Source organism: Silvimonas amylolytica (genome assembly GCF_014645555.1).
Taxonomy (GTDB): domain Bacteria; phylum Pseudomonadota; class Gammaproteobacteria; order Burkholderiales; family Chitinibacteraceae; genus Silvimonas; species Silvimonas amylolytica.
Genome location: NZ_BMLY01000002.1, coordinates 644,915 through 666,998, shown reverse-complemented (window position 1 = coordinate 666,998; position 22,084 = coordinate 644,915). Strand labels below are relative to the sequence as shown.

Here is a 22,084-nt window from a genome sequence, read left to right as displayed (position 1 = left end):
ACCCTCAACCACTTACACCTCACAGGAGTGATACCAAATGAAAGTTTATTACGATAAAGACGCCGACCTCTCCCTGATCAAGGGCAAGCAAGTCACCATCGTTGGCTACGGCTCGCAAGGCCACGCCCACGCCCAGAACCTGAAGGATTCCGGTGTGAACGTCACCATCGGTCTGCGCAAGGGCGGTGCGTCCTGGTCCAAGGCTGAAGGTTCGGGCTTTGCCGTGAAAGAAGTTGCAGAAGCCGTCAAGGTTGCTGACGTTGTCATGATTCTGCTGCCGGATGAAAACCAGCCGGACGTGTACAAGAACGACATCGAGCCGAACATCAAGAAGGGCGCAGCACTGGCCTTCGCTCACGGCTTTAACGTTCATTACAACCAGATCGTGCCGCGCGCTGACCTGGACGTCATCATGATCGCCCCGAAAGGCCCAGGCCACACTGTGCGCTCCGAATTCCTGAAGGGTGGCGGTGTGCCGAGCCTGATCGCTGTGTACGCCGACAAGTCCGGCAAGGCACGCGACATCGCTCTGTCCTACTCTGCAGCCAACGGCGGCACCAAGGGCGGCGTGATCGAAACCAACTTCCGTGAAGAAACCGAAACCGATCTGTTCGGCGAACAAGCCGTGCTGTGTGGTGGCGCTGTTGAACTGGTGAAGGCGGGCTTCGAAACCCTGACCGAAGCGGGTTACGCTCCGGAAATGGCCTACTTCGAGTGCCTGCACGAACTCAAGCTGATCGTTGACCTCATGTACGAAGGCGGCATCGCCAACATGAACTACTCGATCTCCAACAACGCCGAATACGGTGAGTACCTCACCGGTCCGGAAGTGGTGACCGAAGCGACCAAGGCCGCAATGAAAAAGGCCCTGACCCGCATCCAGACCGGCGAATACGCCAAGCAGTTCATTCTGGAAGGCAAGACCAACTACCCGGCCATGACTGCACGCCGTCGTCTGAACGCAGAGCACCCGATCGAGAAAGTCGGCGCGCAACTGCGCGGCATGATGCCGTGGATTGCCAAGAACAAGCTGGTTGATCAGTCCAAGAACTAAGCTTGTTGTACGGTTTGGAGAAAAGAAACGGCCCGCATTTGCGGGCCGTTTTTATTGGCTTGATACATTGCAGTACATGACAGTGGGTTTTGCCGGGGACTGCAAATATAATCGATGCCTTATTTACCAGTTACCCTACAAAAATGAATGCCCGCCTCACCCTCCTGCTGCTGTCCAGCCTGACTCTTGGCGCTTGCTCCAACCTCTCCAGCCCGGCCTACCTGACGCGCGCTTATAGCGAACCAGATGCTGGCCCGCGCGCGCGATTGCGTGTTGTAACTAACGGCGTGGTCCGGTTGATTCCCGACGCGGATTGTCACGATGAATCCAAAGGTGTGGGTGGCATTGTGGCCAACGACTTCACGACCTTCCTGACCGACAGCCATCTGAACAACCAGAAGCTGGGCATGCCATCGGGCATCACCGAAGCGCATGAGATGACCTCTGAGGTCTATGTCCAGGCTGGCAAGCCGATCAACATCGACTTCATGTCCCAGGCCAATGCCGGCGGTGGCAATGTCTGGCTGTGTGCGTCTGACTGGACCTTCGTCCCGGAAGAAGGCAAGGACTATGAAGTCCAGGGGCGTCAATATGGCTCGCAGTGCCTGCTGAGTGCCATGACACTGGATGGCGCGAAGATCGGTCATCCTGCACCCAGAAAGTGCCCTGCAAAGTAGACGGATTTCGAGCCCGGTTGTCTCTGCATCAAACCTCGATCATCTTTTTCACTTTGTGGGCAGCCACATGAAACCAGGTCTTGCAATCTTCCTCGCTAGCGCCTTGCTGCTGAATGCTTGCGCGAGCAATCCGGCCTATATGACGCGCGCCTACGCTGAGCCCCAGTCCGGCGCGCGTGCCCGATTGCGCGTCGTAACAACCGGGGAGATCCGCCTGATTCCCGGGCGGGATTGTCACGATGAATATGCGCCAGGCGCGGGGGTCGTGGCGACCCAAGGCTACGATCTCGCGGATCATCATCTGAATGGACGCAAGCTGGGCATGCCTGATGAGCCGGCAACTGACCAGCGCGGCACAGTGAGCGAGGTCTTTGTCACCGCAGGGCAACCGGTTGAAGTGAATTTTATTTCGCAGCAGATCGCCACCGGGACGAGTAACTGGGTGTGTAACCTGAAGTGGTCATTTGTCCCGGAAGCGGGTAAAGACTATGTCAGCCGAAGTAGCCAGTCTTTTGAAGCGTGCTCACTGAGCGTCACCACGCTGGATGGTCAAAGCGTGGGTCACCGGGACTACCTGAACGCGTGCCCGGCAAAATAACGGGCACGATAATGACACAAGTGCAGGACTGATCGCTGAATGCAGTACCGATCCGCCCTGCTTGATCAAGGCCTGTTTCAGGCTACGGTTTTTTCTCCTAGTGGCAATACCGGCCGCCTGTAGATCTCATTGAGTACCTGGGCCAGCGCGGCGTAGATGGCGGAAAGGCCGCAGAAGATACCTTCCCAGCCAGCAATGCGGGTGATCATCGGGTCACCCAGCGCATCGCCCACAGCCAGAAGACCGAACAGGATCACAAGCGAGCCAAACACCACCTGGGTTGCCAGATTCATGGTCAGCGTACCCACAAACAACCCGGCGGTGAGCAGACCCCACATAACAAAGAACGCCACCATACCTGTGGGACTAACCGCTTGGGCCAGCCCGAGTTTTGGTAGCACCAGCAACATCACCAGCGCCAGCCAGAAGAGCCCGTAAGAAGTGAATGCCACGGTGCCAAACGTGTTCCCCTTTTTCCATTCCATCAGCCCCGCAAAGACCTGCGCCAGCCCCCCGTAGCAAAAACCCATGGCGAGAATCATGCTGTTGAGTTCATACAGACCGGTGTTGTGCAGGTTCAGCAGCACGGTGGTCATACCAAAACCCAAAAGGCCTAGTGGAGCGGGGTTGGCAGTCTGGTCAGCGGGGTAGGACATCAGGGCTTCCTTTGCAGAATCAACGTGATTGCGTATGCGCAAAGGGCGAGATTTTGCATGGGCATCCCTGCACCAAGACCGACGTCAGATCAAACAATATGATCGGATTGGCCGCAAAAAATGACATATCTCATGGGAAGCCCCAATTAAAAACGGCCAGCATAAGCCGGCCGTTTTTGCATACAAGGGAGGTCAGGCCAGCACCGACCAACAGCCCCAGGCGATCGCCCCGCCAATCAACCCGAGCGCAGCGAGGCGCGGGCCGTGCAGGCGTGACCACAGCAGAAAACCGGTGATACACAGGGTAATCAACGCGCCGGCCAGGGTATCGACCAGCAACACCCAACCCACGCCAGCGCCAACACCTTTGTGAAGGTTGGTGATGACGCCCCAGAAATTGGTTTCGGTACGTTTGACCTCCGCCAGGCTGTTGCCTTCGGTCCAGGTGGCACTCACGCTGTAATTGGGCCTGGCCAGTGTCACCTGCCACTCGGCTGGTTTCTCCACCGGCTTGTCGTTCCAGATTACCGCTTTGGCTGGCGTGGTGCGCACGCGAGGGTGGCCATCCATGCCCGCATACTGGCTGAACCATTTCCCGAAAGCCTTGGGATCATCACGCGCCTCAGCAGGTACCGGCACTTGTACGGTGCTTTCGATCGGCGTGACGGCGTTGATTTTCATTTGTGCGCGATGATTGAGCACAAAGCCGGAGATCCCGAACATCAGCCCCAGCGCAGCACCCCACAGGCCCAGCCAGGCATGCACGCGCTTGAGCCACTTCAGAAAACTGCCATTACGCAGACGGTCGGGCAGAAAGCCTTTGTGGTTTTCTGCAAGCAAGCTGTTGATCAAGTGTTACCCCACATTCTGAGCAAGTTGTGATAATTGCCGACCAGCGTCGTACGCGCTGTTTCATCGGCATTCGTGCGGTTCAGTGCCTGGATGGCCGTGTCGAGTTCATACAGCAGCGTGCGCTGGGCATCATCACGCACCATGCTTTGCATCCAGAAAAAACTGGCCAGCCGCGTGCCACGGGTCACCGGCGTGACGCGATGCAGGCTGGTGGCCGGATAGATGATCATGTCGCCGGCGGCGAGTTTGACCGAGTGCGTGCCATAGTTGTCTTGAATCTGCAGTTCGCCGCCGTCGTATTCGTGGGGCTCGGCAATAAACAACGTGGCCGAAATATCGGTGCGGATCTTGCGCCCGCCACTACCGGGGATGATGCGGATAGAACCATCGACGTGACTGCCAAAGGTCATGCCTTCGCTATAGCGATTAAACATGGGCGGGTAGATCACGTCGGGCAGACAGGCACTGATAACGAGCGGGTTACGCTCCAGCAGGGCCAGAATCAGATCACCCAGTTCATGGGCCACGGCAGAGTGTTCGTCGATCTGCTGGTTATGCTTGACCGGCGCGCCCTGAAAACCGGCGGTGACACGGCCATCCACCCAGGCCGGGCCGGCGTTTTCCAGCGTCTGGCGTACATGCCGGATCTGTTCCGGGTTCAGTACTTGAGGTATGCGAATGAGCATGACATTCCTTGATTGCAAGACATACCGTCATAACGGCCAACGCCGCCCCGGCGCACAAGGCAGCGGGGCGGCGTTCCGGCGTAATGCGGCTTACGGGTGATACGACAGTGTCAAGAGCGCGGTGCGGGCAATACCTGGTGTGGCACGGCCGCCATCGGAAGCAATAACCGAGTCGTAGTAATACTTGTCGGTCAGGTTCAGCAAGTTCAGGCGCACATCGTACGTTTTCTGGTGATAGGCCACGGTGGCATCCCAGCGAGCATAACCCGGCACGTTGACAATGTTGTTGTTAGCCGCATAACGGTTGGACATGGCCAGCACACCACCGCCGACTTCCCAGTCATGCGTCACGCTGTAGGTGGTCCACAGGGTGGCAGTGTTCTTCGGCGTATTGGCCAGCGTCTTGCCTTGGGTACCGTCTTTGGCACTTTCGACCGTGCCATCAAGGAAGGTGTAGCCGGCGAAGATCTGCCATTGCTTGGTAATGCGGCCAGCGGCGCCCAGTTCAAAGCCATCAACACGGGTATCACCATCCAGCGTGTACAGGCCAGTGCTGGAGTCCTGCGTACGGGCATTGGTTTTATCAATGCGGAACAGGGCAGAGTTGATCGACAGATTGCCCGAGAAGAAGTCCCACTTGCCGCCCACTTCGTAAGAGCGGTTCTTTTCCGGGTCCAGGTTCTGCGTGCCGCTGGTCAAGGTCAACGCTTCCAGCGACGGGTTGAACGAGGTGCCATAGCTGACGTAGTAAGACTGGCTATCGGTGGGCTGATAGATCAGACCGCCGCGCACGCTCGTGAACGTGGTGTCATTGCTGGCAGAGAGCGGCGCACTGGTACTGTTGGTGATGTCGCCGTCAAAACGGTCCCAGCGCACACCGGCTACGGCTTTCCACTCTGGAGTGAATTCGAGTGTGTCATTGGCATAGAACGCCAGCGAATTGGCCGACGATTCCGCGTAGTTGCCCTTGGTACTGACCGAATTGGCCGGGCTGGACAGATGCGCCGGGTCCAGCATGTCCACAATCGGCAGATTGTTGCGGGTGTAGGCCTGGTTTTCGTACTTGTCGTAGCCGATTTCAGCGCCAGCCAGCACAGTGTGTTTGATGCTGCCGGTGTTGGTCTTCCAGATCAAATCTGTCTGGTTGTAGATCGATTCATCGGTGATATCACGATCATGACTGGCCAGTTGCACGCGCAGAGACGACAGCGGCAGCGTGGTCGGGTTGCCCTTGGTACGATCCAGCGCAGCACCGCTTGGCGTCAGCACCGTCGAGAGGGCGGTTTCACGCGCATCGGTCTCGTAATGGCTGTACTGCGTGTTGTTACGCAGCGTCAGGTTCTCGTTGATCTTGTGTTCGATGTCAGCACGCACCGTCGCAACGGTCTGGTTGGTGCGGTCATCGGTCAGACCATAGAAATTGCTCTTGTCGACATTGGCCGGACGACCATTCACCGAAGGCACGCCGTAATCTGGCATGTCGTGGTTGTGCTCCAGCAATGCGGACAGGGTAATCGTGGTCGGATCACCAATACCAAAAGTCACCGACGGTGCCAGGCCTACGTCCTGGTTGGAGATCACATCACGGCTGGAATGCTGGTCCTGGGCCATGCCTTCGATACGCCATGCGGCATGATCGTTAATGGCATGACCGGTATCAAACGTCGCGCGGTAGCGGTCGTCGGTACCGATAGTCACATCCACTTCACCCACCGGTGCCAGTTGCGGCTTCTTGCTGACCTGATTGATCACCCCGCCGGTCGAACCACGACCGAACATCATGGACGATGGCCCCTTCAGCACTTCCACCTGATCCAGGTAGAAGGTGTCGCGATAGTACTGACCGCGATCACGCACGCCATCCAGATAAATATCTGTACGCGCAGAGAAGCCACGCAGGTTGATGTTGTTCCCGATCTGGCCGCCTTCTGCGCCACCAATGGTAATGCCAGGCACGTTGCGCAGCGCATCGGTCAGCGAACTCACCCCTTGGGCATCCATCACTGCACGGTTTACCACGGTGACCGTTTGCGGAATGTCACGCACGGCGGTTGGCACCTTGCCGCCAATCGTGGAGACATTGCCGTTGTAGTCAGTACGGGTTTCGTCACGGTCTGCGGTGGCGTTCACATTGACGGACTGCAGGGTTTGTTCCGCGGCGGCGGGCTTGGTTGCTATGTCGTCTGCATATGCGACGGACGCAGTAAAGGCTGCGGCCACAAGGGCAGCGATCGGCTTTCGGGCCTGATGCATGATGAGATGTCTCCGGGGTGTACTTGGCTGCGCGGCGTTTGCGCTGCTGTTATTTGACCGGCTCACGAATAGGCATCCTGCAGACATGCACAAGGAAGGCAGCCCTGCCCGACCTTGCTCTTGATCCGACTTTGATCAACTGCCCTGAGAACACTTATCCGGTTGGCGGATTTTCTTGTTGATTTCGCCTGCAATAGCTTTGCAAATGCGAAGGGTTATCATTATCATATTGATCTTCGCATAAATGCAAGTAATTCTCATTTAGATATGGATCGCAACCAGGCAACCCGACTCGGGCTGGTCACCGGGGCTCACGTGCTGTTGATTGGCGCGCTGCTGCACACGGTACAAACCCAGCCTCCCCTGCCACCGAAAGAGATCACGGTGACGCTGGAAACCCCGGCGCCGTTGCCCGTGGTTGCTCCGCCAGACCCCAAGCCGCCGCAGCCCAAACCGCGCCCGCAACCCGTGATCAAACACGAGCCGGTACCCAAACCGCTGCCAAAGATCCCGGTCGCCAAACCGGATCAGGTCGCGACGGAACCGCCGCCCAAGCCGGTACAAGAGACACCGCCACCACCGCCGCCGGAGGCCAAACCCGCCCCGGCACCTGCACCAGTGTCTCCACCGCGCGAAGACGCAAACGCCAACGGCAACATGAAGCCGGCGTATCCACCGGTCTCACGCAAACTGGGCGAGGAAGGTCGTGTATTGCTGGAAGTGCATATCCAGGCCGACGGTACGGTCAGCGACATCCGCGTGAAGACGTCCAGTGGCTTCCCGCGTCTTGATAACTCGGCCCTGGACGCTGTGCGCAAATGGAAATTCACCCCGGCAAAGCAAGGCGGACAGCCGATTGCCATGTGGTACGTATTGCCGGTGACGTTCTCGCTGACCCAGCCTTGAGCGCCACCTGAACACCTGAATCCCCGATATCTGGAAATAACAAGGAGCCAACCATGCAACCGCAGCAGTTCAGCCTGTCCCACTTGTGGGCCCAGGGTGATTTCGTCACCCACGCCATCGCCTTGATCCTGCTGGTGATGTCGATCTCCAGCTGGTATGTCATCGTGACCCATACGCTGCGCCTGATGGCCAACCGCCGTCGCGCCGCTGCTGCCCATGATTTCTGGCATGCGCATCGTTTCGATGAAGGCCTTGCGCAGCTGACCGGCAAGACCCAGGACAACCCGTTCCGCCTGCTGGCACTGGAAAGCCAGGCTGCCGTGGCACACCACCGGGATAACCAGGCCGATTTGCACGGCCAGTTGTCGCTGAATGACTGGCTGATCTCCAGCCTGAATGGCGCCATTGAAGAAGGGACCGAGCGCATGCAGCGTGGCCTTTCCTTGCTGGCATCCGTGGGCAGTACCGCGCCGTTCGTGGGGTTGTTTGGCACGGTGTGGGGCATCTATCACGCGTTGATCGGCATCTCTGCGGCCGGTGCCGCGAGTATCGACAAGATTGCCGGCCCGGTGGGTGAAGCACTGGTGATGACCGCATTTGGTCTGGCTGTGGCTATTCCTGCCGTGCTGGCCTACAACGCGCTGGTACGCGGCAACCGCGCCGTCGTCGGCAAGCTCAACCGCTTTGCGCAGGACTTGCATGCTTACTTCGTGACCGGCGCGCCCGTGGCACGTGATCAAGCACAGGCCAAGCCGCAGCTGGCTGTCGTGAACGGCCAGGCCAAGCACGCGGGGTAACGCATCATGGCATTCAGCAAATCCATCGGTGATAACTCTGACGTGATGAGTGAAATCAACATGACGCCGCTGGTCGACGTCATGCTGGTGTTGCTGATCATCTTCATGCTGACCGTGCCGGTACTCACGCATGCAGTGAAAGTGAACCTGCCGCGCGCGGCCAATCAGCCTGAAGTGGTCAAGCCAGAGTCGGTGAATATCTCGGTGACGGAAGATGGCTCCGTGTACTGGGATGAAGCCAAACTGACCGATGCCGAATTCAAAGCACATCTGGCCGTAGCCGCAGCGAAGAATCCACAACCCACCATCCGTCTGCGGGGCGATCGCAAAGTGCAATATGAATACGTAGCCAAAACCATGGCTGCCATTCAGCAAAGCGGCATCGAAAAACTGGGTTTTGTCACTGAGCCCGGTTCTCAGTAATCCGGCCTCGTCACTTATCTGCATAAAAAGGCGCCCAAGGGGCGCCTTTTTGTTTACGACCAGATCACTGCCGCTCAGCCAGAACAGTGGAACTGCACCAACAACCCCGTCTCAAATCGGGTTCAGAACCCGCAAGTCCAACCATCCATCTGGAGGCCCTCATGAGCAAACCGCAATTGCTGCCGGCCGAAGTACTGGCTGCTCAGCATCACGCCCGTTACCCTGGTGAGACACCGGCTTATCGCCAGGCCCGCAATGCCTTGCTGGCGGAAGAAATTGAGTTACGCCGGCATATCGAACGCGTTGCCGCCATGCGCCGAGCCCTGCCCACCAGTGGCGATGTGCCAGAGAACTTCCGCTTTGACAGCCTTGATGGGCCGGTCACGCTCCAGCAAATGTTTGGCGATCACGACACGCTGGTGATCTACAACTGGATGTTTGGCCCAACCCGGGAGCGTCCCTGCCCCATGTGTACATGCCTGTTAAGTGCACTCAATGGCGAGATGCCCGACATCCTGCAACGCGTAGCGTTCGGAGTCGTCGCCCGTGCGCCGATCGAGCGCATGCAGGCCTTTGCCAAAGAACGGGACTGGAAACACTTGCGGCTGTACTCGTCGGGCGGGAGCAGCTTCAACGAGGTGTATCTCGGAGAAAATCCGGCGGGTGACGACACCCCAGGCTTGAATGTCTTTGTCCGTATCGGCGATACCATCAAACACTTTTACGGCGATGAAATGGGCCCGGATACCTGTGACCCGGGCCAGGACCCACGCGGTGCGCCTGACCTGATGCCGCTCTGGAACATTCTTGATCTGACGCCTGGTGGCCGGGGTACGGACTGGTACCCAAGCCTGGACTACAAGGTAGACAGCAAAAAGCATCACTGACCGCGTGTGCTCTGGCCCCAAAAGAAAAACGGCATCTTGCGATGCCGTTTTTTCAGATATGGCCGTTCAAGGCGCAATCTGGATTTGCGTCACGTTCAGCGTGCCCGTACCCGCGTTGCTGATCCGTACCCAGACCGGCGTGGTGATCGCACCGGCTTGCAGCGTGGAATCACCCGCCGTCGCGGAGCCGGAAGTCCCGATGATCTGTTGCACATAGTTCGTCAGCTTGACCCCGGTCTTGTTACCCAGTGTTGTGGACCAGTTCACGCCATCCGTGCTGGTTTGCACGCGGTAATTGATCGAACCCGTAGCATAAATACCCAGCGCCAGCACCGAGACCGACGGCAGACGCAACACCAGTTGGCCACCATCGTCCGCACTGCTGGTCACTGCGGCCTTGGGCACGGTGAATGCGCCGATGATGGAACCTTCTGCAGTGACGGTATCAAGCTTCGTCGATGAAGTTGGCGAGGCTGTGTTGTCGTAGCCGCAGATGAATTGCGGGCTGGTTGCGGTTTGCGTGGCATCCAGGGTGTACGGCGAAGCGGACCCCGTCAAACCAACCACATAGTTTTGCAGGTTGGCCGAGCTAACCAGATTGCCACCAAACAGACTGGTTATTGCAGCAGCGTTCAGGGCAACACCGCAACCCGAGCCCGATGGTGCTGGTGTAGGCGTTGCAGTGGGTGTCGGCGTGGGGGTCGGGGTTGCGGTTGGTGTGGGCGTCGGTGTCGACGTGGGCGTTGGCGTAGGTGCTGGAGTCGGCGTTGCCGTTGGCGTGGGGGTTGGCGTCACGACCGGAGCAGAAACCGAAGAAGACGGCGAGGCCGGATCATTGGGGGCTCCGCTCGAACTGGCATCCGAACCGTCACCACATGCGCTGAGTGCAGTCGCCAGCACGCCGGCCAGCAGGGTCGCGGTAATTTGTTTTTTCTGTTGATTCATCGACTTTATCCCATTCCCGTATTGATTGAAGCCAGATGCTTTCCTGATGCGGCAAGATGCGCGCCCGAGGTGCCCTGGAAAATCGTGTGAGTAATGTTTTCTGATATATCACTTCAAAACACGGGGCCATTGTAGGGGGACAAAACGCGGGGAATGGACCTGAAAAAGCGGCCTGCGTGACAAAAATCAACAAAAAGATGTAGGCGATTAAATTTCACTACATTTCAACCTGCAGATCGCAGGTCATCGCCAGGGTCAGATCGGCCTGACTGGTACATGCCAGCCCAGGCTTTTGTTTTGCAACGAAAATCAAAACAGGGTGATCGGGCCGCTACCGGACCGTCACTGAGCGACGTTGTATAAAAAAGCATCAAGGCGGAACACGGCAGCGCCCGACGGCCGTCCGTTCCATCATGACCGGCTTGTCGTTGCGGTCATACCCCGCTCATGCGTCTTTTAACGCAATCCTGGCGCTTTATGGATTGACGCATTCGCCATCACCCGCCTTACTGGATGGAGACCCTGGTCGCGGTTTTGATTTACCTGAATTTCTTCATGCGCCACTTTATCGGCGATTGGCGGGGCTATATGCGCGGCCACTGGATCGCGACCAGCCATTGCCGCTGGTATTGTTATTTGTGCTGATCGGCTGGTTTAACTGGCTAACAGAAAACATCAGCACTTTTTACGGCAAGTGGAAATATCCGAACCAGCCGGGCGCATGGTCGGCAGTGCCTATCGGCAAATGGAGCGCTCAGTCGCTGCAGGTGATCATGACATTCACCATCGTGGCCCACCTGAAACACGTCAAGGCTCGCAGCCATATTCCGGAAGAAGCGATAGCGGGTCAGTGCGAGGGCGCCGTGGCTGCTTCCAGCCGGGTTAGCCAGATCATGGCGTGCTCGCGCGTGTCCCCACACATCTCTGCAGATGCCTGCAGACCCCCACAAAAGTCGGGGCGCTCAGGCAGGCCAAACACGGCGCATCGGTAATCCGGCAAGAGGTTCACGCAGGGAACACCCGCCGGCTTGCCTTGCGGCATGCCCGGCAACGGGCTGGTAATGGATGGCGCGATGCAACAGGCACCGCAACCAGATCGACAAGACAATTTCATGCGCGAATTGGAACCGCCGTACCAGGTTGTTGCAAGTGCCATCTGTCCTTTCGTGTCCGGTTGGCTCCGCCCAGGGAAGTTCTGGCATAGTACGCAGCACAACTTATAGCAAAGCGCCCTGGCAAGATGATTCCGCCAGAGGCCAAAGCATGATAGAAACCCGGACGCACTCCAACACCTGGGCGTAACCGCAAAGCGGGCGACCCTACAGAGCGATCCGGTTCCCGGAGGAGGGAGAACATGGGCCCCATAGCCCTTTTGCTGACGCTATTGATCCTCTTGATCAATCTGGCGGGGATAGCGCAGTGTTTTGAACGCCGTTTTGGCGGCGATACCGATCTTGCGCGGGCGGCGGGCGTATTGCTGGCCTGCCTTGTCCTGTTTTTTGTTGAGCACTTTATCGGGCTCGGCAAACTGGCCTGGTTGTGGCCCATTGGCACGGCGCTCTCGGTCCTGGTATTGAACCGGCGCCTGACTAATCCGGCCTGGTGGGACAAACAGCAGCCCTTTGTGCTGGCCTTTCTGTTTGCGCTCGCGTGGCGTTACGCGTTTCCCGACATTGATGCCCAGTCAGAACACCTGACTGATCTGTACTTTGTCGCCAACTATCTGGGGGGCGACACACTCCCCCCGCCGGACCAATGGCTGCCAGGTTATCGCTTTGATATGTATTACGGCTTCCTGCATTACGCCACGGCGCTGCAGGGACGCATTCTGAATCTGGATGCCGGCCGGGCGATGAACCTTGGGTTCTGCACAACGTTCGCCTTTACCGCCAGCCTGGCCTGGAGCCTCACGGGTCGGTTCCTCAAGCGTTTTGGTGCCCGCTTGCTGGTCGTAGCAGCGCTGACGGTGGGCGGTACCGGCGTCGCCCCGTTGATTCCGGTGATTTACGATTTGCCCGGCGAAAGCCCAAGTGCCGCTGATGCAAATGCCGTCACGCGTCTTTGGTCCAACACCCGCTTTGCCGGGCTGTACGATCAGCAGGTTAATACACGGATCGGTCGCGCATTGTTCCCGTCCCCCTCGGCGGAGGACAAACCCACGCCGGATTTCCAGCCGCGTGAGTTGCCACTGGAAACGATCTCTTATTACACCTATCTGGGTGACCTGCATCCGCCGGTTGGTGGCTTTGCCTTGCTGCTGTTTGTATTGGCCCTGATCGGAGCGGTTGAGGTCCCGACGCGCCTCACTACGCCCGTAGAAGAAGACGCCGGACCGGCCGAGGCCACCCCGGGCGCACAGACCGGTGTGTTCCTGCTCGGCTTGAGCCTGCCCGTGCTACTGGCGCTCAACCCCTGGACGCTGCCCCTGCAGGCTTTGCTGATTCTTGCCTGGTGCACGTGGCGCTGGCGCAGCGGCCAGAACGCACACTGGCTGGCGCTGGTCCTGGGCGGTGCTGTGGGTGGTGCGCTCATTTACCCATTCATGCTGCACTTCGCGCCGAATGCCGTGCCCACACATATCGCGCTGGTCAACGCCCTGGATCACACGCCCATACGGCAGTTCCTGGCGTTGTGGTGGCCGGTGCTGATGCTGGCGGTACTGGCATTGGCTGGCGGCCCGAAACAGCCCCGCGCCTGGTGGGCAGGCTGGATGGTGCTGATTTTGCTGGCAATCACCGAAATCTTCTTTGTGGATGACCCGCTAGGCGACCGGTACAACCGTTTCAACACCACGCTCAAATGGTGGTCCTGGCTTTACCCGGCGGGTATGGTCTTGCTGGGTACGCTCGCTCTGGCGTCGCCGCGCAAGATCATCCAGGTGCTGGCTTGCGTCCCCCTGTTGGCCAGTTGTGTGTATCTGGTTCCGCAAGCACAGTACTGGATGCACCACCCGCGGCTGCATGCCGCGCGGCTTGCCGGTGATGGCTGGCTGAACGATGACCCCGGCCAGCGGGCCATCTTGTCTTACCTGCGCAGTGCTCCCCGGGGATTGGTGCTGGAAGGGCTGGATAACGGCTCTTACAGCCCGCATGGCGCCTTTGCACTACATAGTGGTCAACCCTCTGCCCTGGGCTGGCCGGATCACGAAGGTTTGTGGCGTGACCACCCCTGGTTTATTACGCGTGATGCCGACTTCATTCGCGCGTTGTATCACGGTAGCCTGCCAGACGCTGCGCAATGGCTGGCTGCCCGCAACGTGCGCTACATCGTCTGGAGTTCATTCGATCAGCAGCGTGATCCTGCCGCGTTTGCCCGCATGCAGGACGCGCTGGCCAGTCGTTATCTCTGGCATCCGCTGGTCGACAACCCGGGTGATCCACGTGGTCTGTGGGAACTGCGCCGCTAAAAACAAGAACAAGGCATCAACACCATGAACATGATTTTCCTGCTTGGCAGCCTGATCCTGTTGTGGCTGCACCTAGCCAGTGTCAGTGTATCGCTGAGCCACTGGCTGCCCTATCCGATTGCACGTGCTGCCGGTGTCCTCGGCATTACCCTGGTGCTGTGCGCACTGGAACACTTTGTCGGGCTGGGCCGGATCAGCTGGGCCTGGCCACTGACGACCGCCGCCGCTTTGGGGCTGCTCTGGCTGCATCGGCCAGAGGTCAGAGCCCGCTTGTTCCGCGCGTCGGAACTGGTCTTTGGCGTCGCGTTTCTGTACGGGCTGGCCTGGAAGTTCTTGCTACCTGATATCTACCCCACGTCAGAACGCGTCACCGACCTGTATTTCATGCAGAACTATTTTCCGGGCGACACCCTGCCGCCGCTGGATATCTGGTACCCGCCGCATCATTTTGATTTCTACTACGCCTTCCAGCATTACGGCGCAGCCCTGATGGGTCGACTGTTTGGCTGGCAAGCGGGCTTTACCTACAACATCGCGTTTGCTTTGGTCATGGCCATGTCGCTTTCGCTAGCGTGGGATTTCACCAGCCGTTTCGTACCGCGTTTGGCACCACGCCTGCTGCTGATTGCTGCACTGGCACTGGGTGGCACCGGCATCACGCCGTTTCTGCATTTTGTGGTCAACGACAACCCGTCCACACCTGTGGACTGGACCGCCAACGACCACATGTGGGGCACCGCCCGGTTTATTGGCAACTATGAGTTGCGTATTCGCGATCAGGGCACGGATCTGGGGCGGGCGCTGTTCCCGCCGCTGGTCGGTACCGACAAACCCGCGCCGGATTTCGAAGTTCGTGAAATCCCCATGGAGAACTTTGGCTACCAGTTCTACCTGGGCGACTATCACCCACCACTGGGCAGCTTCTTTTTGCTGTTCCTGGCACTGGCCCTGATCGGCTGGCTGGAAGCCCCGGCACGCCGGGAGGAGCCCGCAGCACCGCAGCGGCTGGCGCAGGCGCTGCTGGCCGGTTCGGTGCCGGTCATGCTGATCACCAACACCTGGATCTTTCCGTTCTCCGTACTCCTGTTACTGAGCTGGATTGGCTGGCGTTACGTGCAAAAACGCCCGCCAGACTGGGCCGCGCTGGTCGCAGGCGGGTTGATTTCTGCGCTGCTGGTGTACCCGTATCTGTCCGGACTGGCCAGCCAGGCCATCAATACGCCCATCAAGCCTGTACGCTGGATGGATCACACGCCACTTTTGCGCTTTGTGATCTTCCTCTGGCCCATGCTGATCTTGCTGGTCGCCGCCTTGTTTGAGAAAAAAACCCGGCCGCTGGCGCTGATGCTGGTCGTTGCTTTTGGCGCCATGCTGCTGGTGTCTGAATTTATCTATGTCCAGGACCCTTCCGGGGGCAAATTCATCCGCACCAACACCACCATGAAATGGTGGGGCTGGATGTACAGCGGCGCCATATTGGCGCTCGGCACCATGGCGCTGGCCAGCCCACGCAAGCTCACTCGCTGGATCGCTTATATTGCCCTGGCATTGCCTTGTACCTATGTGCTCGACACCGCCTGGTATCTGTACCAGACCGGCAAGGCCGACGCAGGCAAACTGGATGGCACTCATTCGTATATCAACGAGCCCGCCACGCGCGATCTGGTCAATTATCTGCGCAACGCACCCCGTGGCATCGTGCTGGAAAACTGGTATGGCGACGCCTACACCAACCAGACGCTGGTGGCGTTGTTCTCCGATCAGGTTTCCATGCAGGGCTGGCCCAATCACGTCAGCCTGTGGCATGGCGCGCCACGGGATGTCTGGATGCAATCCGACAAGACCAAGGCGTTTTACCATGGCGAGATGCCCAATGCGCTGGACTGGCTCGCGCTGAACCATGTGCGCTATATCGCCTGGACACGGGGTGAAACCAGCATGGGCATGCAAGCCTGGCAGAACATCAATACCGCCATCAGCAGCCAGTACAGCTGGCATCCGTTCTACGCAGACGCAGGCAGCCAGGTCGGCCTGTGGATCCGCAAGTAAATGCGAGGAGCCTCCATGAGCAACCCGCTGCTGTCCATTGTCGTGCCGTGTTACAACGAAGAAGAAGTCATTGGTGAAACATCGCGCCGCCTCAAGGCGTTTTGCGCTGGATTGACCGATCTCGACTATGAACTGGTCTTCATAGATGACGGCAGCCGGGACGGCACGCGGGCGCTGCTCAAAGAGATTGCCATGGCCGACCCGCATGTACGCCTGATCGCCTTTGCCCGTAATTTTGGTCATCAGATTGCCGTGTCTGCGGGGCTGGATGCCGCACACGGCGATGCGGTTGTGCTGATCGATGCGGACCTGCAAGACCCACCAGAAGTCATCCACCAGATGGTTGCACTCTGGCGCGAAGGTTACGACGTGGTCTATGGCACACGCACCGATCGCCCTGGCGAGTCCGCCTTCAAACTGTCGACCGCCCGTACCTTCTACCGTTTGCTGAACAAGCTCTCTGACGTGCCTATTCCGCTGGATACCGGAGACTTCCGGCTGATGAGCCGCAAGGTGGTTGATGTGTTGCGTGCCATGCCAGAGCGTGACCGCTTTGTGCGCGGCATGGTGAGCTGGGCCGGCTTTCGGCAGACATCTCTGCCCTACGCGCGGGCCGAGCGTTTTGCCGGCGAAAGCAAATACCCGCTCAAGAAAATGATCCGGTTCGCCACGGATGGCATTTTGTCGTTCTCCAGCAAACCCTTGCAGCTGTCGATTGGTGTCGGCATGACAGCGGCGGCGCTGGCATTGCTGGGCATTGTGTATGCGGTGGCGCTGCGCTTGTTCACCAATATCTGGGTAGAAGGCTGGACCGCGCTGATGATCGCCGTGTTGTTCCTGGGCGGTGTGCAACTGGTGTGCGTCGGCATTCTGGGTGAGTACATGGGTCGCGTGTACAGCGAGGTCAAACGCCGTCCGTTGTATGTCGTCGACGAATATATCGGTTATGCCGGCGGCAGTGGCCCTGCAGCCAGTCGCAGCCCGGTCGTGGATCGCAAATAACACATGAGTCAGTCGTCCCGTTCACCTGTTCGGCTTTTAGCAGGCGCTGCACTGGCCGCGCTGTTTACCTGGTTGATCCTGCGTCAGATCGACTGGCACGGCCTTGTAACCACATTGGCCGCTACACGACCTGGTTGGGTCCTTGCCGCGCTGGGCGCGTTTTTTGTGGGCTATAGCTGCCGCATTGCCCGCTGGCGAGCCATGCTGGCCAAAGATGTCCCCGGCATCAGCTGGTTAACCTGCGCGGGCCCGCTGCTCGCCAGCTTTGCCACCAACAACGTACTGCCGTTCCGCGCCGGCGACGTGCTGCGCGCGTTTGCTTTCAATCAGCGCCTGGGTACAACCTCCGGCACCGTCCTGGCCACATTGTTTGTCGAGCGTTTGCTGGATCTCTTGATGGTGCTGGTCTTGCTGGGTGCTGCACTGATGGCATTCAGGCTTGATGTCGCCAGTTTCTCGGGGGTTGGGGCCGGGTTTCTGTTTGCACTGGCCTTGGTGATCCTGGCTGTATTGTTGTTCCCGCAAGCTTTTGCGCCACTGGCTCGGGCGGCCACCGCCATCATTGCCCGCTTCGCGCCGGGCATTGGTGTCCGGCTGCGTGCCGAGGTCGACAAAGGGCTGACCACGCTGGCCCATCTGGCCCAGGGCACCACCATGCTGCGCCTGGTGGGCTGGTCACTGGCCGCATGGTTGGCTGAAGGCTTTGTATTCTGGCTGGCGGCGCAATCGCTGCCCGATCTGACCGCGCCCGCGGCCGGCTGGCTCGCTTTACCCGTCGGCACGCTGGCAACGTTGATTCCATCCACACCCGGTTATGTCGGCACGTTTGATTACTTCACCGTGCATGCCATGACGGCATTGGGCAATGGCACCACCGCAGCGGCCGCCTTCGCCGTCGTCGTGCATTTGCTGCTGTGGTTACCACCCACCGTGCTGGGCGGTCTTTATCTGATCCTTAACCCGCTTTCCCGCCAGCCCCGGAACCAGACTTCATGAGCGCCCTTCCCGCCAGCACCCGCGTCGCCATCATTGGCGGCGGTTTCACCGGCCTTGCCGCCGCTTATGAACTGGCGCGCGCCGGCGTGGATGTCACCGTGCTTGAGGCCGACGACCACATTGGCGGCCTGGCCAGTGCGTTTGACGTGGAAGGCGAAAAACTCGACCGCTTTTATCACCACTGGTTTACCAACGACCGTGAAGTGATGGCGCTGATTGATGAGCTCCATCTCAACGATCACATCGCCATCAATCCGACCAATACCGGTGTGTGGTTCGCCAACAACTTCTTCAAACTCTCTACGCCAGCAGACTTGCTACGCTTCACGCCGCTGAGCTTTGTAAACCGCGTCCGCCTGGGCTTGCTTGCCCTGCGCGCGCGCAAGGTCGACAACTGGATGGCGCTGGAAGACAAAACGGCCGCTGAATGGCTGCGTGAACTGGGCGGTGAGCAAGTTTACAGGGTGGTGTGGGAGCCCTTGCTCAAAGGCAAGTTTGGCCCGGTCGCTGACCAGATCTCAGCGGTCTGGTTCTGGAACAAACTCAAGCTGCGCGGCGGTAGCCGGGGCAAAGGTGGCGAAGAGCGCCTGGCGTACTTCAAGGGCGGTTTTGTGGCCCTGGCCGAAGCCCTGGCACGACATATTGACGGACTGGGTGGCAAGGTTTTCACCAGCACGCCCGTACAGCGTTTTGAAAAGATTGATGGCAAATTCCACATCGACACCCCGCAAGGCACTTTGCTGGCCGATGAGATCATCGCCACGCCAGCGCTACCCCTGATTGCCGGGATGATTGGCCATTGGGCAGCGCCGGACTACCTGGCGCAACTGAACCGTATTCACTACCTGGCCAACGTATGTCTGGTGCTGGAACTGGACCGCAGCCTGTCGCAAACCTACTGGCTGAACGTCAATGACCCGACTTTCCCGTTCGTGGGCGTGATTGAACACACCAATTTCGAGAAAGCCGAAACGTATGGCGGCCGGCACATCGTGTATTTGTCCAAATACCTTCCCCACACCGACGCGCTCTACACCATGACACCGGATGAGGTGCTGGATTTCTCCATCCCTTATCTGCAAAAGATGTTCCCGGCCTTGAGCCGCGAGTGGATCATCCGCCATCACGTCTGGAAGGCCCGCTGGTCGCAACCTGTGGTTGAAAAACACTACAGCCGACTGATTCCGTCTGAACAAGGCCCGGTGGCCGGACTCACGCTGGCCTCGATGGCGCAAATTTATCCGGAAGATCGCGGCACCAACTACGCCATTCGCGAAGGTCGAAAAACGGGCCGCACAGTGGCGGCCCGTCTGACTGGCAAAAATCTGGAGCCTTAACCGAACAGCTTGCCTTTGAGCATCTCCATACCTGAAGCCAGGAGGCTGTCGGTGGATGGCAACTCGCCGTTCGGCGTGATGCCATCCACCGCTTTGGGCAGCAATTCAGAAATATGGCTAGCCGCCTGTTGCGGATCAACGCCCAGCTTTTGCGCAACGGCGGCCACGGTATCGCTCCCCAGAACCTGCTGCACTTGATCGGCGGAAATCGGCAGGTTCTGACCATTGCTGATCCAGGATTGCGCGACCTCACCCAGCCCACCTTGCTGGAATTTGTCGATCAAACCCGATACCCCCCCGGATTGCTCCAGCAAGGTGCTCAAGACATTGGCAGACGGATTATTACTGTCTGCACCCGACAGCATGCTGCCCAGTTGATCGAGAAGAGACATGATTGCTCCTTGCGGTTGACGTTGGAAAACACCAGGGACTTCTGCCTTTTGCACCGGCCGTCATGCGTTCAGGGTGAACAGACACGCTCCAGGCAAAAAACGGGAAACGGCGGGATACGCGGGGCGACCAGCGGACCGGTCTTGCTGTGGTGGAATCCGGCAATTGACTGATCCCGATCAATTGCTTTCATACGCATATATAAGAAGACCCGTTCTCGGAATTCAAGCGCGCCAGCCCGCTTTTCCGCCAGACGTCGCGGCGTTTGCACCGTGCGTCACCCCAACCGGCACAAAACACGGAACATCTTGAAAATCACGGGGTTTTCGGGTCTGTCAGTGTGGATATGACAGGGGCTGCTGCGCTCGCAACACGCTGCGGCATTAGCCTTGTCTAATTCGAGAATGCGCCGGTATGATCCACGACACATCATGCCCAAGGCATGTTCAGATCAGGGATAGTCGCAGTTGCACCCCGTTTTACGGATGTAGATGCAAGGCAAGCGTTTTGCTGACAAAGCCTGGTAAGCACACGCTGGCGAGGGGAAGAACCATCAAGTCGCCAACCAGATTAAAGTCAGCCGCTTTCAGACAGTGGTTGCAGTAAGGAGAGGAACACCATGCCCAGTCTTACCGGGGTCAAAGTGATGGTGATTGACGATAGCAATACGATCCGGCGCAGCGCAGAAATCTTTCTGGGCCAGGCCGGTTGCGAAGTCATTCTGGCCGAAGACGGGTTTGACGCGCTGTCCAAAGTCAGCGATCACAACCCTGACGTGATCTTTGTCGATGTCATGATGCCGCGGCTGGATGGCTATCAGACGTGTTCGCTGATCAAGAAAAACCCGAGATTCAAAGCTACGCCGGTGATCATGCTGTCGTCCAAAGATGGCCTGTTTGATCGCGCGCGCGGCCGGATGGTGGGTTCGGATGAATATCTGACCAAGCCATTTACCAAAGACAGCCTGTTGTCGGCCGTTGACCAGCATGCCCGTGCCCGCCAGGCCGGTTGATTGTGCGGTAAATGGCACCAGCACACAGTAATCAGCAGTACAAGAAAGAAGTAAAACGCAAGTTGGGCGAATGCAGTTGACCGGTGCCGGATACGGCCCGGTACGTTGTACCAGGTAACACCTCACACGGAACCAAGTCTCATGTCTATCAAAAAAGTGCTGATCGTGGATGACTCTCCCACGGAGCGTCATTTCCTTGGCGAACTGTTGACCAAAGCCGGTTATCAGGTCCTGACCGCCGAGTCGGGCGAAGAAGCCGTGGCCAAGGTCAAGGACATCATGCCCGACCTGATCCTGATGGATGTCGTGATGCCAGGCATGAATGGCTTCCAGGCAACGCGCATTATTTCGCGCGACGACGTAACGAAACATATTCCCATCATCATGTGCACTTCCAAGAATCAGGAAACCGACATGGTGTGGGGCAAGCGGCAAGGCGCGGTGGAATACATCGTCAAACCGGTCGATCCGCAAGAGCTGTTCAACAAGATTGCCGCGCTGTCGTAAGACAGCAGCGATCACCCGGCCAGAACAAGACAAGACGGCCGGGCGGATTGACCCCGGGGGGAATGAACATGGCCAAGCGAATCAGCTTGCGCGAGTACCAGGAAGGCGTCGTCGCCCGATTGAAAACGGCGGCGGCGGCAGAGCACGTTGACGCCCACCTGGGCGTGCGCATTGGCGACAGTAACTGGCTGCTGGATCTGGCAGACGTGGCAGAAGTCATGCCGGTACCGCCAATCAGCGGGGTACCGCTGGCGTATCACTGGTTTCGTGGCGTGGCCAACGTGCGAGGCAACCTCGTGAGCGTTTCTGATATTTCGGCCTTTTTTGGTGGCCAGAATCTGACGCAAACGGCAGCCGCACGACTGATGTTGCTGCATTCCCGCCATATTCTGCATTCGGCGGTGCTGGTCGACCGCATGCTCGGTCTGAAGCACCTTGCCGATATGCAACCGGATACTGAAGCAGAGCCCCACGCCTGGGCGCAGGCAACATTTCGGGACGCAAATGGCCAACGCTGGCAGACGCTGGATGTCGCCCGCCTGGCCGCCGACCCGCATTTTTTACAAGCCGGTGTGAATTAAGAACGTGTCCAGGCTGCAACGGTCTTGCTTGCAACATGGACAAACGCTTAAGAAACAACGGATTATCTCG

At 58.5% G+C, this 22,084-nt stretch carries 22 protein-coding genes and 1 pseudogene; 16 read left to right on the top strand and 7 right to left on the bottom strand.

The window, feature by feature from the left end; genetic code table 11:
* Positions 1–37: 37 nt before the first annotated feature.
* The 3 genes from ilvC (at position 38) to IEX44_RS09305 (ending at position 2,329) form a co-directional block, all read left to right on the top strand.
* A complete protein-coding gene (ilvC, locus tag IEX44_RS09315) occupies positions 38–1,054 on the top strand; it encodes a ketol-acid reductoisomerase (RefSeq protein ID WP_188692206.1) in 1,017 nt (338 codons plus the stop codon).
* Between the two features lie 143 nt (positions 1,055–1,197).
* Positions 1,198–1,731, top strand: coding sequence for a hypothetical protein (locus IEX44_RS09310; protein ID WP_188692202.1), 534 nt, complete (start codon positions 1,198–1,200; stop codon positions 1,729–1,731).
* 67 nt (positions 1,732–1,798) lie between these two features.
* Positions 1,799–2,329, top strand: coding sequence for a hypothetical protein (locus tag IEX44_RS09305; RefSeq protein ID WP_188692199.1), 531 nt, complete (start codon positions 1,799–1,801; stop codon positions 2,327–2,329).
* A gap of 77 nt (positions 2,330–2,406) precedes the next feature.
* On the opposite strand, the gene IEX44_RS09300 is transcribed toward IEX44_RS09305, so the two are convergent.
* The 4 genes from IEX44_RS09300 to IEX44_RS09285 all read right to left on the bottom strand — a co-directional run bounded on the left by IEX44_RS09300 (position 2,407) and on the right by IEX44_RS09285 (position 6,776).
* The gene (locus IEX44_RS09300; protein ID WP_188692195.1) at positions 2,407–2,985 is read right to left on the bottom strand and encodes an acetate uptake transporter; all 579 of its coding nucleotides are present in this window, start codon (positions 2,983–2,985) and stop codon (positions 2,407–2,409) included.
* A 192-nt stretch (positions 2,986–3,177) separates the two neighbouring features.
* On the bottom strand, positions 3,178–3,837 hold the full coding sequence (locus IEX44_RS09295) for a PepSY-associated TM helix domain-containing protein (RefSeq protein WP_188692190.1): 660 nt from the start codon (positions 3,835–3,837) through the stop codon (positions 3,178–3,180).
* Entirely contained in the window at positions 3,834–4,523 is a 690-nt protein-coding gene (locus IEX44_RS09290) for a Fe2+-dependent dioxygenase (RefSeq protein ID WP_188692186.1), read from the bottom strand. Before IEX44_RS09290 ends, IEX44_RS09295 begins: the two co-directional genes overlap by 4 nt.
* 90 nt (positions 4,524–4,613) lie before the next feature.
* Complete coding sequence (locus tag IEX44_RS09285; protein WP_188692183.1) at positions 4,614–6,776, bottom strand: TonB-dependent receptor; 2,163 nt, start codon at positions 6,774–6,776, stop codon at positions 4,614–4,616.
* Positions 6,777–7,043: 267 nt separating this feature from the next.
* Here IEX44_RS09285 and IEX44_RS09280 point away from each other — a divergent pair, with 267 nt between their 5' ends.
* From IEX44_RS09280 to IEX44_RS09265, 4 genes are all read left to right on the top strand, one after another.
* Positions 7,044–7,682, top strand: coding sequence for an energy transducer TonB (locus IEX44_RS09280; protein WP_188692181.1), 639 nt, complete (start codon positions 7,044–7,046; stop codon positions 7,680–7,682).
* Between the two features lie 53 nt (positions 7,683–7,735).
* Positions 7,736–8,479 carry a MotA/TolQ/ExbB proton channel family protein gene (locus IEX44_RS09275; RefSeq protein WP_188692178.1) on the top strand — a complete coding sequence of 248 codons (744 nt, stop codon included), beginning with the start codon at positions 7,736–7,738 and terminating at the stop codon, positions 8,477–8,479.
* Between the two features lie 6 nt (positions 8,480–8,485).
* Positions 8,486–8,902, top strand: a complete 417-nt coding sequence (locus tag IEX44_RS09270) for an ExbD/TolR family protein (protein ID WP_188692174.1) — start codon at positions 8,486–8,488, stop codon at positions 8,900–8,902.
* 161 nt (positions 8,903–9,063) lie between these two features.
* Complete coding sequence (locus IEX44_RS09265) at positions 9,064–9,789, top strand: DUF899 family protein (protein WP_188692171.1); 726 nt, start codon at positions 9,064–9,066, stop codon at positions 9,787–9,789.
* Positions 9,790–9,855: 66 nt separating this feature from the next.
* Here the strand turns inward: IEX44_RS09265 and IEX44_RS09260 are convergent, their stop codons facing one another.
* Positions 9,856–10,734, bottom strand: coding sequence for a hypothetical protein (locus IEX44_RS09260; protein WP_188692168.1), 879 nt, complete (start codon positions 10,732–10,734; stop codon positions 9,856–9,858).
* Positions 10,735–11,223: 489 nt separating this feature from the next.
* Between IEX44_RS09260 and IEX44_RS21010 the strand changes: the two are divergent.
* Positions 11,224–11,504: pseudogene (locus IEX44_RS21010) on the top strand (DUF817 family protein); the annotation flags it as partial.
* A gap of 77 nt (positions 11,505–11,581) precedes the next feature.
* Here the strand turns inward: IEX44_RS21010 and IEX44_RS21005 are convergent.
* The gene (locus tag IEX44_RS21005) at positions 11,582–11,890 is read right to left on the bottom strand and encodes a YkgJ family cysteine cluster protein (RefSeq protein WP_229678868.1); all 309 of its coding nucleotides are present in this window, start codon (positions 11,888–11,890) and stop codon (positions 11,582–11,584) included.
* 198 nt (positions 11,891–12,088) lie between these two features.
* On the opposite strand from IEX44_RS21005, the gene IEX44_RS09250 reads away from it, so the two are divergent.
* Genes IEX44_RS09250 through IEX44_RS09230 form a run of 5 tightly spaced genes read left to right on the top strand, consistent with a single transcriptional unit; the run spans position 12,089 to position 19,524 of the window.
* Positions 12,089–14,140, top strand: a complete 2,052-nt coding sequence (locus tag IEX44_RS09250) for a DUF2298 domain-containing protein (protein WP_188692166.1) — start codon at positions 12,089–12,091, stop codon at positions 14,138–14,140.
* 24 nt (positions 14,141–14,164) lie between these two features.
* Positions 14,165–16,189, top strand: a complete 2,025-nt coding sequence (locus IEX44_RS09245) for a DUF2298 domain-containing protein (protein WP_188692161.1) — start codon at positions 14,165–14,167, stop codon at positions 16,187–16,189.
* 15 nt (positions 16,190–16,204) lie between these two features.
* Positions 16,205–17,191, top strand: a complete 987-nt coding sequence (locus IEX44_RS09240) for a glycosyltransferase family 2 protein (protein ID WP_188692158.1) — start codon at positions 16,205–16,207, stop codon at positions 17,189–17,191.
* Positions 17,192–17,194: 3 nt separating this feature from the next.
* A complete protein-coding gene (locus tag IEX44_RS09235; protein ID WP_188692155.1) occupies positions 17,195–18,187 on the top strand; it encodes a lysylphosphatidylglycerol synthase transmembrane domain-containing protein in 993 nt (330 codons plus the stop codon).
* A complete protein-coding gene (locus IEX44_RS09230) occupies positions 18,184–19,524 on the top strand; it encodes an NAD(P)/FAD-dependent oxidoreductase (protein WP_188692152.1) in 1,341 nt (446 codons plus the stop codon). The genes IEX44_RS09235 and IEX44_RS09230 overlap by 4 nt, the downstream gene beginning before the upstream one ends.
* Here the strand turns inward: IEX44_RS09230 and IEX44_RS09225 are convergent.
* Positions 19,521–19,916, bottom strand: coding sequence for a YidB family protein (locus IEX44_RS09225; RefSeq protein WP_188692149.1), 396 nt, complete (start codon positions 19,914–19,916; stop codon positions 19,521–19,523). The two genes, IEX44_RS09230 and IEX44_RS09225, sit on opposite strands and share 4 nt — an antisense overlap.
* A gap of 617 nt (positions 19,917–20,533) precedes the next feature.
* On the opposite strand from IEX44_RS09225, the gene IEX44_RS09220 reads away from it, so the two are divergent.
* The 3 genes from IEX44_RS09220 to IEX44_RS09210 all read left to right on the top strand — a co-directional run bounded on the left by IEX44_RS09220 (position 20,534) and on the right by IEX44_RS09210 (position 22,014).
* Positions 20,534–20,926, top strand: coding sequence for a response regulator (locus IEX44_RS09220; protein ID WP_188692146.1), 393 nt, complete (start codon positions 20,534–20,536; stop codon positions 20,924–20,926).
* A 141-nt stretch (positions 20,927–21,067) separates the two neighbouring features.
* Complete coding sequence (locus tag IEX44_RS09215; protein WP_308423796.1) at positions 21,068–21,433, top strand: response regulator; 366 nt, start codon at positions 21,068–21,070, stop codon at positions 21,431–21,433.
* 68 nt (positions 21,434–21,501) lie between these two features.
* On the top strand, positions 21,502–22,014 hold the full coding sequence (locus IEX44_RS09210) for a chemotaxis protein CheW (RefSeq protein ID WP_188692143.1): 513 nt from the start codon (positions 21,502–21,504) through the stop codon (positions 22,012–22,014).
* The last annotated feature ends 70 nt before the right edge of the window (positions 22,015–22,084 follow it).

Coding starts and splice junctions, on each gene's coding strand:
- IEX44_RS09270 (WP_188692174.1), top strand. CDS start 8,486: ATGGCATTCAGCAAATCCATCGGTGATAACTCTGACGTGATGAGTGAA.
- IEX44_RS09275 (WP_188692178.1), top strand. CDS start 7,736: ATGCAACCGCAGCAGTTCAGCCTGTCCCACTTGTGGGCCCAGGGTGAT.
- IEX44_RS09250 (WP_188692166.1), top strand. CDS start 12,089: ATGGGCCCCATAGCCCTTTTGCTGACGCTATTGATCCTCTTGATCAAT.
- IEX44_RS09210 (WP_188692143.1), top strand. CDS start 21,502: ATGGCCAAGCGAATCAGCTTGCGCGAGTACCAGGAAGGCGTCGTCGCC.
- IEX44_RS09225 (WP_188692149.1), bottom strand. CDS start 19,916: ATGTCTCTTCTCGATCAACTGGGCAGCATGCTGTCGGGTGCAGACAGT.
- IEX44_RS09230 (WP_188692152.1), top strand. CDS start 18,184: ATGAGCGCCCTTCCCGCCAGCACCCGCGTCGCCATCATTGGCGGCGGT.
- IEX44_RS09245 (WP_188692161.1), top strand. CDS start 14,165: ATGAACATGATTTTCCTGCTTGGCAGCCTGATCCTGTTGTGGCTGCAC.
- IEX44_RS09290 (WP_188692186.1), bottom strand. CDS start 4,523: ATGCTCATTCGCATACCTCAAGTACTGAACCCGGAACAGATCCGGCAT.
- IEX44_RS09300 (WP_188692195.1), bottom strand. CDS start 2,985: ATGTCCTACCCCGCTGACCAGACTGCCAACCCCGCTCCACTAGGCCTT.
- IEX44_RS21005 (WP_229678868.1), bottom strand. CDS start 11,890: ATGGCACTTGCAACAACCTGGTACGGCGGTTCCAATTCGCGCATGAAA.
- IEX44_RS09280 (WP_188692181.1), top strand. CDS start 7,044: ATGGATCGCAACCAGGCAACCCGACTCGGGCTGGTCACCGGGGCTCAC.
- IEX44_RS09265 (WP_188692171.1), top strand. CDS start 9,064: ATGAGCAAACCGCAATTGCTGCCGGCCGAAGTACTGGCTGCTCAGCAT.
- IEX44_RS09260 (WP_188692168.1), bottom strand. CDS start 10,734: ATGAATCAACAGAAAAAACAAATTACCGCGACCCTGCTGGCCGGCGTG.
- IEX44_RS09220 (WP_188692146.1), top strand. CDS start 20,534: ATGCCCAGTCTTACCGGGGTCAAAGTGATGGTGATTGACGATAGCAAT.
- IEX44_RS09215 (WP_308423796.1), top strand. CDS start 21,068: ATGTCTATCAAAAAAGTGCTGATCGTGGATGACTCTCCCACGGAGCGT.
- IEX44_RS09310 (WP_188692202.1), top strand. CDS start 1,198: ATGAATGCCCGCCTCACCCTCCTGCTGCTGTCCAGCCTGACTCTTGGC.
- IEX44_RS09285 (WP_188692183.1), bottom strand. CDS start 6,776: ATGCATCAGGCCCGAAAGCCGATCGCTGCCCTTGTGGCCGCAGCCTTT.
- ilvC (WP_188692206.1), top strand. CDS start 38: ATGAAAGTTTATTACGATAAAGACGCCGACCTCTCCCTGATCAAGGGC.
- IEX44_RS09240 (WP_188692158.1), top strand. CDS start 16,205: ATGAGCAACCCGCTGCTGTCCATTGTCGTGCCGTGTTACAACGAAGAA.
- IEX44_RS09305 (WP_188692199.1), top strand. CDS start 1,799: ATGAAACCAGGTCTTGCAATCTTCCTCGCTAGCGCCTTGCTGCTGAAT.
- IEX44_RS09235 (WP_188692155.1), top strand. CDS start 17,195: ATGAGTCAGTCGTCCCGTTCACCTGTTCGGCTTTTAGCAGGCGCTGCA.